Annotated in this window: 1 protein-coding gene; it reads right to left on the bottom strand. The window is 43.4% G+C overall.

Translation table 11 applies throughout. The annotated features are described in order from the left end of the window. Positions 1–85 precede the first annotated feature (85 nt). Positions 86–1,593, bottom strand: a 1,508-nt coding sequence (locus tag Y697_RS14495; RefSeq protein ID WP_121552523.1) for an IS1634 family transposase, incomplete at its 5' end; no start/stop codon positions are given.

The raw sequence follows: 1,593 nt of genomic DNA, 5'->3' as shown, positions 1-1,593 counted from the left end.
CTCAACTTTGACAGCAACGAATCTGAAAACAGCTAAACATGGGGAAAAATGAAAAGAAAAACAGACGTACCACCACAGTGGTCTGTTATGCAATCTCTTTGAGTAGATCCGGTGGTCTTATCTTGAGTGCTTTGAAAGCGTCGTAAGCATTGCCCATCGTTTCAGTCCTTGCAAGAAAGCGTTTGTTTTCTATCGTTATCTCAACTGCTCTTATCTCTTTCAAGTCTTCAAGTATTTCTGCGTAAGAGAAAGTACTTCCAATCTCTTTCAGCTTTCTGCATAAGGCAGTCTCCATTACAAGCGCAAGGAAACAGATCATTATGTGTCCCTTCACCCTCGTGTCTGTGTAATGGTATATGGGGCGAAGATCGAGTCCGCTCTTCAGTTCCCTGAAGGCCCTCTCTACTTTCCACAGTAACTTGTATGATTGAGCAACCTCTCTATTGGTTAGTTTTGTGTTCGTTCTTAGAACGTATTTGCCATCGTATTTGACTTCCGAAGCCATCTTTTCCTGGTCTATCTTCACATCTGCTTTCTGCATACTCAGATATCTTCTGTATCCTCTGTTTCCCACAAGACTCTTAGGTCCCTGTTTAAGTTTCTTCGTAAGGTTCTTCACTATCTCTTCTCTCTTGATTCTGTCTCTTTCTGCCTGAAATGGATTGAAACAGATTACGTATCTCTCCCCCTCATACAGAACTTCCTTTACCTTCAGATTCTCTTCCACTTCTTCGTAATCACCGGGTTGATTCAATACCGCTTCAACTCTCTTGCTTCTTCTCATCTTCACACCGAATATGTATGAAAGCCCGGCCTTATCTATCTCCTCAATGAGTCCATTGCTTATCATTCCTCTATCGGCTACCACTATAACCCTGTCTATGTTGAATCTTCTTCGTATATCCTCAAGAGCTATCTTGAAGGTATCTATGTCAGCTGTGTTTCCGGGGAAGACTTGGTGAGCAACGGGGAAACCATCCTTCGTCATTAGTACACCTATCATCACTTGCTTGCAATCAGACCTGTGATCCTTGGAACGACCATACATTGAAAGTTCAGGTCCTTCTCCCTGGAAGTACGTGCTCGTTGTATCCCAGAAGACTAGATCGAGATTCAAGTTGAAGAGAGTCTTCACATTACTGAATAGCTCTTCCTCCACCTCTTCCTTGAACTTCTCGAGATAATCCAGTCCACGGTAGTAATGCTGAAGACTCAGCTGCTCGAACTCAGGTCTGTAAACCTTGGCTACCCACTTGTCTACTCCTCTCTTCGATCTCGGTTCGACAAGTCTGTTAAGTACCATAGCGAATATAGCCTCAACGTAATCGCTAACGGCATCCGTATCTCCCAGCAGTCTCCTCAATACTCTTTCAATACCAAGTTCCTTCCATAACTGCTCGAAGATAACAACAGGTCCCCACAGATAGGTTTGATTCACATTAAGGGCTTCTTTCCTAATCCATTCTTTCGTCGAGAAGTTCCTCAGGCTTTCAATAAGCCTATCTATCTGGCCGCTGTTCTGAAGATCATCTACCCTCCCCAGATTAACCAGAACTTTCTGTCTAGTCTTATTCCCCACTCGTATATTCTCTA

The organism is Mesotoga sp. BH458_6_3_2_1 (assembly GCF_003664995.1).
Classification (GTDB): domain Bacteria; phylum Thermotogota; class Thermotogae; order Petrotogales; family Kosmotogaceae; genus Mesotoga.
Note: the sequence above shows the minus strand (reverse complement) of the source record. Positions and strands in the feature narration are given on the sequence as shown.